The 15121-nt window shown below is 49.9% G+C and carries 14 protein-coding genes and 1 riboswitch; of the genes, 9 read left to right on the top strand and 5 right to left on the bottom strand.

Annotated features, from left to right (window positions below; genetic code table 11):
• Positions 1-3: 3 nt before the first annotated feature.
• Entirely contained in the window at positions 4-354 is a 351-nt protein-coding gene (locus tag NQU17_01740; GenBank protein UUM12303.1) for a hypothetical protein, read from the bottom strand.
• A 678-nt stretch (positions 355-1032) separates the two neighbouring features.
• Between NQU17_01740 and NQU17_01735 the strand changes: the two genes are divergently transcribed.
• The 3 genes from NQU17_01735 to NQU17_01725 are packed head-to-tail and all read left to right on the top strand — an operon-like array spanning position 1033 to position 3721.
• On the top strand, positions 1033-1512 hold the full coding sequence (locus tag NQU17_01735) for a DUF6431 domain-containing protein (GenBank protein UUM12302.1): 480 nt from the start codon (positions 1033-1035) through the stop codon (positions 1510-1512).
• A gap of 27 nt (positions 1513-1539) precedes the next feature.
• On the top strand, positions 1540-2928 hold the full coding sequence (locus NQU17_01730) for a DDE-type integrase/transposase/recombinase (GenBank protein ID UUM12301.1): 1389 nt from the start codon (positions 1540-1542) through the stop codon (positions 2926-2928).
• Positions 2921-3721, top strand: coding sequence for an AAA family ATPase (locus NQU17_01725; GenBank protein UUM12300.1), 801 nt, complete (start codon positions 2921-2923; stop codon positions 3719-3721). The genes NQU17_01730 and NQU17_01725 overlap by 8 nt, the downstream gene beginning before the upstream one ends.
• 176 nt (positions 3722-3897) lie before the next feature.
• On the opposite strand, the gene NQU17_01720 is transcribed toward NQU17_01725, so the two are convergent.
• Positions 3898-4398: a hypothetical protein gene (locus NQU17_01720; GenBank protein UUM12299.1), complete on the bottom strand. Its 501-nt coding sequence runs from the start codon at positions 4396-4398 to the stop codon at positions 3898-3900.
• A gap of 393 nt (positions 4399-4791) precedes the next feature.
• Here NQU17_01720 and NQU17_01715 point away from each other — a divergent pair, with 393 nt between their 5' ends.
• The 3 genes from NQU17_01715 (at position 4792) to NQU17_01705 (ending at position 7353) form a co-directional block, all read left to right on the top strand.
• Positions 4792-5391 carry a TetR family transcriptional regulator gene (locus NQU17_01715; GenBank protein ID UUM12298.1) on the top strand — a complete coding sequence of 200 codons (600 nt, stop codon included), beginning with the start codon at positions 4792-4794 and terminating at the stop codon, positions 5389-5391.
• An 18-nt stretch (positions 5392-5409) separates the two neighbouring features.
• Complete coding sequence (locus tag NQU17_01710) at positions 5410-6504, top strand: DUF2871 domain-containing protein (protein ID UUM12297.1); 1095 nt, start codon at positions 5410-5412, stop codon at positions 6502-6504.
• 237 nt (positions 6505-6741) lie between these two features.
• Positions 6742-7353: an acetate uptake transporter gene (locus NQU17_01705; protein ID UUM12296.1), complete on the top strand. Its 612-nt coding sequence runs from the start codon at positions 6742-6744 to the stop codon at positions 7351-7353.
• Between the two features lie 232 nt (positions 7354-7585).
• On the opposite strand, the gene NQU17_01700 is transcribed toward NQU17_01705, so the two are convergent.
• Positions 7586-8764 (bottom strand): cation:proton antiporter, encoded by a 1179-nt coding sequence (locus NQU17_01700; protein ID UUM12295.1) that lies wholly within the window; start codon positions 8762-8764, stop codon positions 7586-7588.
• A gap of 65 nt (positions 8765-8829) precedes the next feature.
• A riboswitch (Fluoride riboswitch) is annotated at positions 8830-8913 on the bottom strand.
• Positions 8914-9436: 523 nt separating this feature from the next.
• On the opposite strand from NQU17_01700, the gene NQU17_01695 reads away from it, so the two are divergent.
• The 3 genes from NQU17_01695 (at position 9437) to NQU17_01685 (ending at position 12573) form a co-directional block, all read left to right on the top strand.
• Positions 9437-9838, top strand: a complete 402-nt coding sequence (locus NQU17_01695) for a DUF2177 family protein (protein ID UUM12294.1) — start codon at positions 9437-9439, stop codon at positions 9836-9838.
• Positions 9839-10016: 178 nt separating this feature from the next.
• The gene (locus tag NQU17_01690) at positions 10017-11807 is read left to right on the top strand and encodes a DegV family EDD domain-containing protein (GenBank protein UUM12293.1); all 1791 of its coding nucleotides are present in this window, start codon (positions 10017-10019) and stop codon (positions 11805-11807) included.
• Positions 11800-12573, top strand: a complete 774-nt coding sequence (locus NQU17_01685; protein UUM12292.1) for a DUF1295 domain-containing protein — start codon at positions 11800-11802, stop codon at positions 12571-12573. The genes NQU17_01690 and NQU17_01685 overlap by 8 nt, the downstream gene beginning before the upstream one ends.
• 201 nt (positions 12574-12774) lie before the next feature.
• Here the strand turns inward: NQU17_01685 and NQU17_01680 are convergent, their stop codons facing one another.
• Positions 12775-13605 (bottom strand): MBL fold metallo-hydrolase, encoded by an 831-nt coding sequence (locus NQU17_01680; protein ID UUM12291.1) that lies wholly within the window; start codon positions 13603-13605, stop codon positions 12775-12777.
• A 261-nt stretch (positions 13606-13866) separates the two neighbouring features.
• On the bottom strand, positions 13867-14583 hold the full coding sequence (gene prxU, locus NQU17_01675) for a thioredoxin-dependent peroxiredoxin (GenBank protein ID UUM12290.1): 717 nt from the start codon (positions 14581-14583) through the stop codon (positions 13867-13869).
• Between the last annotated feature and the right edge of the window lie 538 nt (positions 14584-15121).

Here is a 15121-nt window from a genome sequence, read left to right as displayed (position 1 = left end):
CTATTAAGGTTGCTTTGATTTTGGCTCGATGAGGCTTTCAGTGCCTGAGGGTTCCGGGTCTGGTTTTTCTAAAAATGCCGCCCAGGGTCTTCCGGCTTCTTTCCAATGAGACTGCCAGTACCGCAGCCGCTCTTCATACCATTGGATCTTACGTTCCGCTTCCGACTCATAGCCTGAGCCCTGGTGATTCAGCGCCAGAGCTGTCAATTCATACATGGGCAGTCCGATGGCATGGCCTCCTGTGTGGACTGTGGCTCCTGCATGTCCGATGGCGTGGCACAAGGCTCCGGTGATCGGATCCGTTGTCCCGGCAACCGCATGGCATGCCAATATGGCACGTTTTGCCTGAGGCATTTTGATCAGTCCCTGAGACCAGGCATCACATTGTTCAAGACATATCCTGGGTCTTAACTCCCCAGGCAGTCTCTCCTCGACTTCACATAATGTTTCCTCGGCACACTCCAAGGCCCAGAGTACCAGGGCCCGATGATCTGAGCTGCGGATTAAATTCATCAAATTGTGAAGACAAGGGCTTTCCTTACGAAACAGAATCTGCCGCTTTCGCTTTTGCCTGACCACTACATCGCTGAAATCCATTCCTTCACGCTCCTGATCGATCGAATCACTACCCTTTCAGTATAAGTTGCGTTCCTCCGTTTGATTCAAAGGTCATAGACTATTCCCATTGTTGTCTCATTTTGTTCAGAAAAGCAGCCGCATCTGAGGAACCAGCAACAGCAAAAAAGCCAGGTGATAACCACCTGACTGCTCTGGTCAACGTGTCCTTGATGGACTTTGACTATTATGTGTTTATGCCGGAACCAATCGTCCTATAGTAGCCAGCCTTGCCTGTCCGTAAATAGACGGATATAATGTCCATAAATATATTTTGGAGGACAAAAAGAGATCCTCCCTGACTCTATGGTTCGCGCCGAGTCATCAGGGAGGATCCTTACTAAGTTATTAGCATGATCAGTATATCAAAATACATTTTAGAATGGAATCCCGATCAGGGTGTTTTTTGTTCGGAGTATGGAGAAAAGCATATGTCCCATCTGTCATCAGTCGCTTAAGGTCATTGGCTCCCGCAGGAGATCAGTGATCAACGAGAATGGGGATGTCATGATCCTGGTGCTTCGTCGCCTGCGCTGTACCAACCCCGGTTGCGGGAAGATCCATCACGAACTTCCGGATCTCTTAACTCCCTATAAGCGGCAGACCACAACGATCCTGGAGCAGATCATCACCGGTCAACATGAAGCGGTGCCCGTTGAGAATTCGACCATTCGGCGGGTCCGAGCCTGGTTCAACTCCAGAGCCCACGCTTTAGTCGGTGCTCTGCTCAGTACATATGCTACAGTCACTCAGGACTATGGGGTCGACTTTTCCGATCTGCCTCAGTCCATACTCGAGAGGATTTTCTTCTTTGTAGGCGAGCCTGCGGGCTGGCTGAAAAAGGTTGTCCGGATTTTAGTCAACAATCACCGATGGCCACATACCCAGTTGGCATAGGTGTCCACCGAGGAGTCCTCTAAAATCATGTCATCACTCGAAATTGAATGGAGGCATGACATGAAGGACAAGGAAAAAGCACAGGAAATAGCGACGCAACGGGCGATTCTACTGGCGCCCCTTCTTTCCCATGACTTGGACAAGGGGCAGATCCGGGTGCTTAAGGAGCAGATCTGCCGCGAGGCTGGGATTTCCGAGCGGACCTTACGGCGATATCTGAATAGTTATCAGCAGAAGGGATTTTCCGGACTGATACCGCAGGCGAGGGTATCGCAGGATTCAAGAGCCATCCCGGCGCTGGTGTTGGACGAAGCCGTGCGGCTGCGCAAAGAGATCCCGTCCAGAAGTGTGGCTGAGATCATTCGAATCATGGAATGGGAAGGCCTCACCGAAGCTGGCTCGATCAAGCGAAGCAGCCTGCAGGAGAAATTGCAGGAGAAGGGCTACAGCGGGAAGCATATGGCCATCTATGCCGCTGGCGGGGTAGCTACCCGCCGATTTCAAAAACGCACCCGCAACAAACTGTGGCATTCGGATATCAAGTATGGCTGTTACCTGCCGATCGGTCCTGGAAACAAGCCGCAGCAGGTCTATCTGGTGGCGTTTTTGGACGACGCTACCCGGATGATCCTCCATGCCCAGTTCTACTCGAACCTGGAGCAGAGCATCGTTGAGGATTGCTTCCGCAAAGCCATCCTCAAGTGGGGAATTCCAGAGCAGGCATACTTCGATAACGGCCGCCAGTTTAAAAATAAGTGGATGTCCAGAGCCTGCGCAAAGCTTGGCATCCGGCTGATCTTCGCAAAGCCCTACTCTCCGGAAGGCACCGGAAAAATAGAAAAATTCAATCAGAATATCGATCGGTTTCTCGATGAGTATAAATTCGATAACTCGGAACGATCCCTCGAGGTTATGAATGAGCGGTTCTGGATCTGGTTGGAAGAATGCTACCAGAACAAACCGCATACCGCACTCAATGGAACGACCCCGCATCAGGCGTATAATCTGGATCCCAGGCCCTTGAAATATCTGCCAGCGGAGAAGGTCGCCAACGCCTTTTTGCACGCTGAGACCAGAAAAGTCGATAAGAGTGGCTGCATCAGCTTTGGCGGCGCGAAGTATGAAGTTGGGCTACCCTATGTGGCTCGCAGCGTGGAAGTGGTCTATGACCCCAGTAACACCGAGGAATTGAGCATTGAGTATCAGGATGACAAACCCTTTGTGGTGAGAAAGCTGGTCATTGGGGAGCGGGTGGCGCCCAAGCCTCAGCTGCCGGAGTTCCTGACTCCAGTCAAGCCAACCTCTTCCCGGTTACTCGATGGTGCCCAAAAGCAGAATCAGAAGCGAAAAGACAAACAGCAGTCTACGGCCATCTCTTTCAAAGACATAAGAAAAGGGGGTGGCAGTGATGTTTGAAGAGTTTTATGGCTTCAAGAAAACTCCATTCTGTCGGGATCTGCCGACGACGGAACTATTCCCCTCCAATACGCTGGAGGAGTCTCTGAGCAGATTATCCTATGTCGCCGAACGGCAACTCTTCTGTGTACTCACCGGAGAGTGCGGCACTGGTAAGACGACCACCATTCGCCGATTCCGCGATCAACTGGATGACAGCAGATATACCCTGATCTATCTGGCAGACTCGAAAATGACGCCGAGAAATTTCTACAAAGGGATGCTGGATCAGCTGGGGGCCGAATCAAGATTCTATCGAGGGGATGCCAAACGCCAGCTGCATAAAGAGATCGAGCTGATGAAAGGACTCCACAATAAGCGTCCGGTGGTCGTTGTCGATGAGGCGCATCTGCTGGATCGAGAAATGCTTGAAGAGGTACGTTTTCTCCTCAACTTCCGGATGGATGCCGTCAGTCCCATGGCACTGGTACTGGTGGGCCAGGTCGAGCTATGGGAGAAGCTCCAGATGCAGTCCTATACGGCGATCCGGCAACGGATCGACATCCAGTGCAAAATGCAATTGATGGACCACTCACAGGTGAAGGGATACATGAAACGCCACCTGGAATATGCCGGGATCGACCATGAGCTCTTCTCAGATGAGGCTACTGAGGCAATCTATCGATACTCCGGTGGATCCGCCAGGCTAGTCAACCAAGTGTGTACCAGCACCCTGATTTTTGGTTACCAAAGTGGAAAGCGAATCATTGACGACCACATGGTCAAACTGGTCATCAATGGGGAACTGAGCTAAACAAAATGGCAAGTTGAAATTTCTCTCAACTTGCCATTCTTTCCAGCAATTCCCGGACAAGAAATACCATCAACTTCTGGACAAGGAACAATAGCAGTAACAATTATGTTCCGTTAAGTTCCGGTATATTCCCTTAAGTTCCGGTTTCTTCCGGCACTTTCCGGTATTGTTCTGGATTATTCTCTGGGACGAGCATGGAGAATCAATCCTCTGGATCCTTGAAAACCCTGGGTTTGATCCAGAAAGCGCAGGTGGTGTTCGCTCAGGTTCTGGGAAAAAACTTCCCGGCATGCCGGTGATTGATCGTCCCCCAGCCAGATACTGTACAGTTCAATCACCGGGACGCGCTCCAGTTCGGTTTGTAAATAATCAAGGAGAGCTCCACCCCTTGCTTGCGTGTACTGCAGACTCACTCCATAGATCAGCTTCCGTCCGGTATAAGGTCGGACCAGATCCTCACAGTCCAATGCCGGGGCGATTTCCAGTTCACCGAGCAACTCATCCGATTCACAGATCTGGATAATGGGTTCATTAGGGTCTATTTCCTGATTTTCCAAAAGAAAATCAGGGAGCTCCATATCCAGAGCGAGGGCTTCATGAAGCGACAGCTTCTTAATATATGGATTTTCGACGATTGTCAGCGCTTCATCACTGGCTAAAAATAAAAATGAACTCATCTATACTCCTTTGTCCTTCTATCACTGTAAAAATGATTCTTTTTCCTTTCCGTTTGCAGAAACTTTCAGTTGAAACCTCTGTCCCACTTTCAAGACGTAATCATTGTACCACTGTTCGAATCTGTCGTTGAACATGAAGCAAAAATCTTGTGACAGAGTTTATTTTTTCCGTGACGCAGGCAAAGCTTGATACTGCCAGGATCCAGTCTGACGCCTGCTTCCAGTTCATTCTGAGGTGAAGCCTGAATCAAACGGAATTATTAAAGAAAAATTAAATCGTATAAAACCACGTTGACACGGTGTCATTCCTGAATTAGAATAACCTTGAAATGACACGGTGTCATTTTTCTTCTGAGGACGGATCGATTTAGAAATCGACGAAGGGAGGATACAATGCCAAAAGATACATTCTTCAATTTGCCCCCGAAGAAACGGGAGCTGGTACTGGATGTCATCAAGAAAGAATTTGAAAAGCATCCGATCTCAGAGGCCAGTGTCAAAGATATCGTGAATGACCTGGGAATCGCCCGAGGCAGCTTCTACACATACTTTGAGAATCTGGAAGAAAGCTATTTTTATATTTTGGACCAGGAGACCATTGAGGTTCATGAACTGTTACTGGACCTACTACGAGAGCATCGGGGAGACCTGTTTAAAACATTCCCGGACTACGGCAAAGCCCTGGCCAGAGAACTGTTCAAATCCGAGAAACACGCGTTGTACCGCAACCGCTTCCTGTACTGGACTTCCGATCTGGAACAGCAGTGGCGGCACTACCAGGCAGTGAATCACGAAGAGAAACGCCTGGTTATGGAATCTGACTTCATGCGGGATGGCAATGATGACCTCAAGGAGATCAGAGAATTTATCAAGGCGGTCATTCACGCCCTGATCCGACGCCTGTTTGCCGAGAATTGGGACAGCGAGACATTCCTGAAGCATTATGACAGCCAGGTCCAACTGATGGAGCATGGCATAAAAAGCAATCTGTAAAAATTAAGGAGAAAACACATGGCATTATTCGAGACAATGTTTGATTTAACGTACCTGATCCTGGTAGTATCCCTGGGTATCCGCCTGCTGCTGGTCAATGACAGGGGAGCCCGGCTGTTTGGCCTGATGGGTGTCCTTCTGGGAAGCGGCGACGCCTTCCACCTGATCCCCCGAGTCATTTCCCACTTAAGCCGCGGCGGCTTTGAAGCTCACGCAGCCGCACTGTCCTGGGGTGAGTTTGTCACTTCCATTACGATGACCATCTTCTATCTGCTGTTCTATTTCTACTATAAGCATCTGACCGGAAAAGACACTCGGTCGAAAGACCTCCTGGTTTACAGCATGGTCGTGCTGCGCATCCTCTTCACCCTGCTGCCCCAGAACGGCTGGGGACTGGCTGAAGGGAACTACACCTTTGCCATCCTGCGCAACATCCCCTTCGCCATCCTTGGAATCGCGCTGATTCTCTGGGCATGGGCTGAACGCAGTACAAAGGGATTGAAGCACATGGCATCGCTGGTCTTCTTCAGCTTCCTGTTCTATCTGCCGGTTGTGCTGTTTGCCCGGTTTGTCCCCATCGTCGGAGCTCTCATGATTCCGAAAACCGTCGCATATCTGCTTCTGGTTATTGTGGGCTTCAAGAACTACAAGAAGGAATTCACCCTGCAGAGCATTTTTGAAATCTCTTTTGTGAGCCTGGTCATGGGTCTGGCCGGTGGAGTATTCTTCCGGGAATTCACGAAATTCTACAATTATAGCGGAGCAACTTTCCTGGGCAAGCTCCATGTCCACACCCTGGTTCTTGGTTTCCTCAGCTTCTTCATGATTTACCTGCTCGTTCGTGGTCGGGAAAGCCTGACCCCGGCGCTTCGCCTGCCCATCTACACCTGGACCGGCGGTCTGCTCTTCTCCGTCATCATGATGGTCTTCCATGGCATCCTGGAAGTCGTCGGCGGATACTACGGTACCGTTCCACAAGCTGCCATCTCCGGTCTTGCCGGAGCGGGCCACATCATCCTTGCCTTGGGCATGGGCTGGACAATTCTGACTTTGGTTAAGGCAGAACAGACTGTTCCGGCAGTCAAACAGACTGTGAAAGCCGGAAAACGATAATTGACATCCATCGAGCGGGGATTTTTCCCCGCTTTTCCCATTATTCCAAGTTCCTCATTTCAGAAAGTCGGATGGAAATCCAACCTTCTCTGTTGATCTGACCAGTTGGTTCCGTTTACAAAAATGAAACAAAAAATTATTTGTTTTGTCATATTGACACTGGTGTTGTTAAAAAATATACTAGATAGGAGTGCCCAAAATCCGGCCTCAAGGACTATTAGATTATTCGGAGGAATTATGGAAAACAACATGCAAAAAGTCAAAGTCGTCGTCGCAGACCCTTCAGCGATTGGTTTATTCGGCCTGGCCATGGTCACCCTGGTAGCCTCGTCCCAGAAATTGGGCTGGACCAGCGGAACCTCATTAGTCATCCCATGGGCCATCTTCCTTGGAGCCTGTGCTCAGCTTTACGCCAGCGTTTTGGATTCCAAACACAACAATACGTTTGGTACCACAGCATTCGGTGGATATGGCTTTTTCTGGCTTGGCGTAGCAGCCACCTGGCTGATCCAGGCTGGTGTATTCGGAGATGCCTTAAAGGCAGCCGCAGATCCGAAACAGCTCGGAGTTGCTTTCCTGGGATATTTCATCTTCACCTTCTTCATGACTATAGGTGCCATGGAAACTCACAAAGTACTGTTCGCGATTTTCGTATTGATCGATTTCTTATTCATCGGACTGACTCTGACCTCGTTCGGAATTGCCCACGATTTTTCCCATGGACTTGCCGCCTGGTCTGAGCTGGCCATCGCCCTGCTCTCCTTCTACGGATCAGCTGCTGCCGTCCTCAATACGCACTTCGGCAAACAGGTTCTTCCGGTTGGCAAGCCCTTCGGAATTTTCAAGTAGACATTTCATTGAAATAACTCCGCACCCTGCAGGTACTGCAGACCGCGGGATCAAGACAGTCGCCCGGCATCGAGTTGGATGCCAGGCGACTGTCTTTTTGATATCGGGGTCATGAATTATGTGGTGTGGTCACTAGACAACAGGGGTGTGGCTTCAATGATCTGTGAAGGGGATGCAGTCGATCAACTTGAGACTCTGCCAATATTTCGTCTGGAGTGGTCAGGTGATCCCATCAAGCCCTCTCCAGCAGTTTCGGAAAAAAATGATCGATGAGCAGCGCTCCCAGAGGTGCGGTCAGGAGGATGGACAGCACCGCAACGGTGAGGATCTGATTGCCGCTGGCTAACCCCATGGCCAGTGGGATGCCGCCAATGGCAGCCTGAACGGTAGCTTTCGGAGTATAAGCCATCATGGCGAAAATGCGTTCATTTGCGGACAGCTTCGTTCCAGACAGGCTGAAGAAAACTCCCATCACCCGGAAGAGAAGACCGGCTGCTACGATGACCAGTGACATGACACCGGCTGCCAGGGCATAGTTGAGATCTACCGTAGCTCCCACCAGAACAAACAGCAGGATTTCCGCTCCGACCCAGATCTTGTTGTATTTGTTGGAGAGGCGCTCAGCAAGGATTTGATATCTCTGATAAATGGTAATGCCAATGCTCATGATGGCCAGCAGGCCCGAGAACGGGATCGTTCCGGCGAGGAAGTTCTGGAACTCCAGGAGCAGGGCGGAGAGGCTGATAATAATCAGAATCTTGACGGTGTCGCGCATGTGGTATTTTTTGAAAAACCAGATCAAGGCCAGACCAATCACGATTCCGGCCAGAATCCCGAGAAGAATGGAAACCGGAATTTCCAGAAATTGAACGGCTGAAATGCTGCCGCCTTTGGCGAGGGAGGTAAAGGCGGTGAACAGAACAATTACATAGACATCATCCACCGACGCTCCCGCCAGAATCAGCTGCGGGATTGAATGCTCCTTGCCGTACCCCTGCCCCATGAGCTTCAGCATGCGGGGAACGATGACGGCCGGCGAGACCGCGCCAAGAACAGTTCCCAGGATTGCACTGTCCAGCAGGGACAGTCCAAGAAGAGGCGGACCCAGCAGAATGACACCCAAAATTTCGAAGGTAGCCGGGACAAAGCACATCAGCAGAGCCGGCCGCCCAACTTTTCTCAGGTCCTTCAGATCCAGCGCCAGGCCGGCTCGAGTCAGAATGACAATCAGGGCCAGCTGACGCAGATCCGCCGAAACAGCCAGGATCGATGGATCCAGCAGATTCAGGGCATAGGGCCCTAAAATCATGCCGGTAATCAGCATGCCCAGCAGACTGGGCATTTTAAGAAGCTTGAAACATTTCCCCAAAGACAGACCCAACAAGAAAATAATGGATAAACTGGTGAACATAGCTCCCTCCTGCAGCGATTAAAAATTCAGAATAAAAGCAATAAAAAAAGCCGACACTTTCTGCGTACATCGCAGAAGTCATCAGCACCAGGCAGTTCAGGCACACCGCTTACGGCGTTCCTTGGGAGAACCTCATTCCCTTCCACATCATACCATATAAACGGTTCACAGCACATCGAAAGAAGCTGACTTTCGAAAGATTCCGAATTGCAGCTAAAAGTGTAAGAAGCAGACTTTTGAAAGAAACAGTCTTTCGCAAGAGTATTTTTTATATATCAATCCTTATCGTCAGTAAGCCCCTTCCTTAACAAACTGCGGGATTTAACACGAGATCGAAATACGCTTTAGATAGAACCATCCACCTGAAGTAAGCCTGCTAGGCTTATTATCACTATTTAATTCTTTTTAAAATCTTTTTTTTATTTCAAAACGTGGTATTTTCCACTTCAATACGACCTATCCTTTCAATGAATATCACGCCATGATTCCCCTAAGAACCAGTTCCCAGGCTGTTTGGTGCAGCTTTACCTAAAATTTCATGATTTCTTCTTGGTTTCGACATGAATTACCTCTTACGGGTAACCCGGTTTCATCTTATGATGGTACTAATGAATACATAGAAAGTAATCTCTCATGTTTTCACCCCAATTATCAAAAGCGGGAGCTGATATTATGGATAAAATTAAAATCTACCTGATTACTGTGGTCGTGTTCTTTGTCGTAGACATTTTCTGGCTGGGTGTCATCTCAAAAAACCTGTATAAGAACTACCTGGGACATCTGATGGCCCCTCAGGTCAACTGGACTGCCGCCATCATCTTCTATCTCCTGTTCATCGCCGGCCTGGTATTCTTTGTCATTGATCCGGCTCTGGCCAAAAGCAGTTTCTGGTACGCTGTAGCTGCCGGAGGCTTTTTCGGACTCATTACCTATGCCACCTACGATCTGACCAATCTGGCAACTATCAAAGACTGGCCCCTCAACATTACAATCATTGATCTGATGTGGGGCACCTTCCTGAACGCCGCTACGTCCGGCATCACCTACTGGATCGTTACCCGCTTTCTCAAATAACCTGCAGCTACAGGCCTTCGGGCAGACAGAACACTCCAGGAACTAAGGATGAATTTGTCTGAATGGATACATCAGTATTTTTTATTAATTATATGTTTGACAGTTAAAACGTTGAAAGAGTTCGATTTAATACCGAACGAATAATAACCGCAAAATACAAGCGACAGGAGAACTGATTATGGAAACGAAATATCTGGACGGTGAAAAACTTTATCATTGTTTTGTATCAGGGGCACGGGAAGTCATTCGCAACCGTAAAGACCTCAATGATACGAACGTCTTCCCCGTCGCGGACGGAGATACCGGGAACAATCTGGCCTCTACCATGAATTCCATCATCATTCAATCCCGGGTCACACCTTCTGCGGGAAATACCATGAATTCCATCGCTGACGCGGCCCTGACCGGTGCCAGAGGAAACTCAGGCATTATTATGGCCCAGTACATCAACGGAATCTATCTTGGCATACAGAATGAAGACCAGGTTTCCATGAGTTCTTTCGCCGAATCGGTTAAGAATGCCGTCCCCCACGCCTATCATGCGATCCAGACACCGGTGGAAGGCACCATCATAACGGTGATTCGAGAGTGGGCCGAAACGGTCTATCGTTTGAAAGACAGCGCCCACGACTTCAACGAGCTGCTCACCCTTCCCCTGGAGCGAGCCTACACTGTGCTCAAGGAGACCACCAGCATGCTGAAGGTCCTGGAACGTTCCAAAGTGGTGGATTCCGGAGCGAAGGGATTTTTCCATTTTGTTCAGGGCTTCACTGAATTCATTCGAACCGGTCACATCTCCGAACCCGTTGAACTGACCGAAGAACTCAACAGCGAGGCGGAAATCATGGACGGCGAGCCATCATTCCGGTACTGCACGGAAGCCCTTATAGTCACTGATTCGGTCATGGATCTGGATTCCATCCGGGATGAACTGGGCGGACTCGGGGACTCGCTCATCGTAGCAGGCAACCCAAAGAAAGCCCGAATCCACATCCATTCGGATCATCCGGAACTGGTCATGGACAAACTTCGGCGGCGCGGCTCCATTATTCAGCAGAAAGCGGACGATATGAGACGGCAGTATGAATCTTCCTTCACCCGCCGGCACGAAATTGCCCTGGTCACCGACTCCATTGCCGACCTCCCCGCTGAACTGCTCGATCGGTATCAGATCCATATGATCCCTTTGAATATTATGGTCGGAGAAAGCAGTTATCTGGACAAGATCACTATGACCCCGGAATTATTTTACGACCTGGCCGAAGAACTGGAAACCTATCCGTCCTCGGCTCAGCCCTCGCCGAAAGTAGTTGAGAGCCTCTACCAGACCCTGCTGAACCACTATGACCAGATTCTGGTCATTACGGTAGCCAGCGTTCAAAGTGGAACCTTTTCCGTGTTCGAGAAGGCTGCTCAGACCATGCAAACACCCGGCAAACGGATCGTCGTCATGGATTCAAAGCAGAATTCCGGGGCGGAAGGTCTGCTGGTATTAAAGGCAGCCGAGCTGATTGAAGCAGGCAAAACCATGGATGAGATCATCCCCGTTATCGAAGCTCTGAGAAGAAAAACCCGGATTCTGGTAAGCGTCAACACCCTCAAGTACATGGTCCGTTCCGGCCGGCTCAGTAAACTGTCCGGACTGGCCGGGAAAGTGATGAACCTGAAACCGGTCATCTCTCTGGATGATACCGGAAAGGGCATGATCGAAGCGAAAGCCTTCAGTACCCGTTCCAATACGCACAAAATCCTGAACATTGTTGCGAAAGCAAACCAGGACGAGGGCATCACCCGATACGCCATCGTCCATGCCGATGACGAACCCCGGGCACAGGATCTCAAGGAAAAAATGGTTCAGCTTCTGCAGCGGGAACCGGAATACATCATGAACATTTCAACCATCGTCGGCATGAGTGCCGGACAAGGCAGCGTTGCTGTTGCCTATTTAAGTGAGGATCATCATGGATAACCTATTTGTACAGGTCGCGCTCGTCATCCTGATCTATTTCAGCATCGTCTTTGTCGTGGCACAGGTTCTTGAAAACAACTCGATAGTGGACAGCTTCTGGGGTCCCGGCTTCCTGGTCGTAGCCCTGTTCACCTTCATCCGCTCCGATCACCGGGGACTGCGGGCCTTTGTTGTCACCGGTCTGGTCGCCATCTGGGCCATCCGACTGTTTATGCACATCACCATCCGCAACTGGAACAAACCGGAGGACTACCGCTACATCAATATGCGCAAACGGTGGGGCACTCAGTTCCCCAGGCTGAAAGCCTATCTCAACGTCTTCGTGTTCCAGGGCCTGATGCTGTTCATCATTTCTCTCCCCATAACAGTGGCCAACTCCAGTGCAAACCAGTCTCTGGGCCCCCTGGCCTGGCTGGGAATTGCCCTGTGGATCCTCGGCTTCTATTTCGAATCCGTCGGAGACGCTCAGCTCAAGGAATTCAAGTCGAAAGCAGAAAACAAGGGCAAAATCATGACGGAAGGTCTCTGGAGCTATACCCGCCATCCCAACTATTTTGGCGAAGCCACCATGTGGTGGGGCATTTTCCTGATCGCACTGACCGCTCTGTCTCAGCTCTGGCTGATCATCAGCCCCGGTCTGATTTCGTACCTGCTGATGTTTGTTTCAGGTGTCCCCCTCCTGGAGATTAAGTACAAGGATCGACCGGATTTCATCGAGTATTCCAAACGAACCAATAAGTTCTTCCCCTGGATCCCTAAAAAATAAAGACAGTCGGAAAAGTATCATACTGTGAGAAATGTAAGAGACCGCAGAGGACAGTCATAATATCGAAGACGTATTTATGGAGAAACCCGCACCGCCGGTTCGTAGGAACCGGCGGTGCTGTTTTTGATGAATGATGATTTAATGCTAGGAATGATCGTTGCACCTACAGCCTGTCTGACTGTCCACCTCCAGCTGATTGACTCATTCCACCGGCTGGAATTCCAGGAGCAATCCGGCAGCCAGGCCCTGGACCTGATCGCCGAGACGTTCCTGAAGCTGGCGGAAGGCCTCCTCGCTGGTGCAATGTCCGGTGTAATAAATTGTTGGGGTAGCCGCCATGTAATCCGCCACTGAATTGACGGTATCAATGATCTCCTTGTTCCACACCTTGCTTCTGAGGTGGAAGCCTCCGATCACCACATCCGGATGATATCCATACCTCTCATGGAACGCCTCCAGAATGTTCACGATGCCCTTGTGAGCACAGCCCGTGATCAGGATCGTTCTGCCCGCCTCGCGCAGGATGAGATTCTGTTCGTGGCTGAAGTCATCCGGCACCAGCTGGTCTCCGATCTTGCGATACATCACCCGGTTATCCGGAGGATTAAGCCGGAGGGGCTGCACCTCAGACAGGATCTCCAGATTCTCTGAGAGAACATGATTCCCTTTCACCTTTCGGTAGCGTACCGACTCTGTCGCCTCTCGCGGAACTCCGATGTACCTGGTCTCCGTCCCCTCCCAGGAGCAGTATTCGTCAAAGGCTGATTCCTGAATGATTACCGGCGCCTTTGAATTCAGCTCGAAGAATGCTTTCAGCCCGCCCCCGTGATCATAATGGCCGTGAGACAGAATCGCCAGATCCACATTCGCCAGGTCAATCCCCATGAACTCGGCATTCTGACTGAACAGAGGACTGGCTCCGGTGTCAAACAGGATCCTTTGACCCTGCGTTTCAATCAGCAGTGACAGACCGTGTTCACAGCCCAATTCAGGTTTGCTTGTCTTATTCTCTAACAGAACATGGATCTTCATGATATCTTCTCCTCGTATTATAAGTCGAATCAAGTAATTGACCCTGCTCTCGGCCGATTTCGATCAGCGACGAACGCTGCAGGTCATTGCGGCAATCCAGTTTGGTTTTATGTATTAACTATACACTGATCCGGCATTCGTTCCAATTCCGGTCCCCCCGAAACGATGAAAAACGACCGAATCTCCGAAGAGACTCGATCGTCGCCGGATCATTTCTGCGCCTCATGAATTCTCTGTTGATTTATGAGGTTTCTTGCTGGTTTATTCGTCAAAGGCTTCGCTGACGTCCCATACTTTCCAAACATTGCCAACCAGATCCGGACCAGGCTTCAACGTTCTTTTTCCCGGTTTCCAGCCCGATGGAGCGACTTCTGCGCCCTTGGTGGCACGAACCATCTGGAACGCCTTAATCTGGCGTATGGTTTCGGATACATTCCGGCCTACCGGCGGAGTCAGTACTTCAAAGCCCTGAATGATGCCGTCCGGATCGATCAGGAAACGCCCCCGGGTTTCAACTCCGGCGTCCTCGTCATAAATGCCATACATCTTGCCGATGCTGCCATCCTGATCCGAGAGCATGGGGAAGGGAATATCCTTTCCGATCATTTTTGACAGCTCCTGGTCATTCCACACTTTATGAACAAACTGAGAGTCGACGCTGCAGGATAACACCTGAACACCTAATTCTTCGAATACGGGATTTTTTTCAGCAACTGCTGAAACTTCGGTTGCTCAAACGAACGTGAAATCACCGGGGTAGAAGCACAGAACCACCCATTTCCCTTTGTAATCTTCCAAATTAACACTGGTGAACTTTCCCTGATGATAAGCTGGCGCAGTAAAGGTTGGCGCCGGTTTTCCCACTTTGACCATCTGTCTGATCTCCTCCTTCTGTTCTGTCGAAATTGATTGCACTTGTTCTGCCGGTTTTTTAGCGATTGTCGGCCGGGTACAGCCGGGTTTCATTTCTTCTGGCATGAAAGCACCTCCTTAGCAAGATCACCTCGTTCATTCCAAATCGACGATTTTCATTCAATTTAAAATGATTCTAATTATAGAATACTCCAAAAATTTGGATAGTCAAGAGCAACATGTGTTCTTACAAATACCGTTCAGTTCAAATCCAATCCACCTGGTACAGTTGAATTCCTCCATTAAAAAACACCCCGCAAGGCCGCAGGGTGTTTCACAGCTTATATAGAGTAGAACACTGATTTTGATTGGCGATCCGTAAGGATCGCCTTTTCTACTATCAGCGTCCCCTCATCAAACCACAGCAGGGACCCTTCCCTCCACCCGGTTGTGTTGTCCGGATGTTCCTTGGTACTATGATCCCCTCTGACTCCCTTCCGTCAGGTTCCCATTTCGTATTCCCCTTATAGAGTTCCTGTTTACGGCGCATTGCCATGACGGGGAGGGTCTCCCCAGTTCCGTTCATTACTTTCCCAACATGTCGCTTCCCATACCCCGAAGGTTCATAGGTGCTGACTGCAAAGTTTATGGCTCCGTCCATGGC

The organism is Clostridiaceae bacterium HFYG-1003 (assembly GCA_024579835.1).
GTDB lineage: Bacteria > Bacillota > Clostridia > Clostridiales > Clostridiaceae > JG1575.
The sequence above is the reverse complement of the archived record's forward strand: the minus strand, read 5'-3'. Positions and strand labels throughout refer to the sequence as shown.